At 39.0% G+C, this 223-nt stretch carries 1 protein-coding gene; it reads right to left on the reverse strand.

Features of this window, described 5'->3' with window-relative positions:
* The coding region (locus NE668_RS10115) for an MATE family efflux transporter (protein ID WP_256196912.1) at positions 1-223 on the reverse strand (223 nt) is incomplete at both ends.

Here is a 223-nt window from a genome sequence, read left to right on the forward strand (position 1 = left end):
TGAATAATAACCCTACGATTACACAGAAAATAGTTGACCATAAGATGGAAATTTTGATTGCAGTACGCAGACGATCAAATTTTTTCGCCCCATAACTATAACCTGCAATCGGTTGAAAGCCTTTGATAAAACCAAATACTGTTAAGCTGCCCATAGATATAAGACGAGTAACAACACCCATTCCTGCTATGGCTGAATCGCCGTAATTACCTGCGGCATTGTT

The organism is Veillonella parvula, assembly GCF_024461875.1.
Taxonomy (GTDB): Bacteria; Bacillota; Negativicutes; order Veillonellales; family Veillonellaceae; genus Veillonella; species Veillonella parvula_I.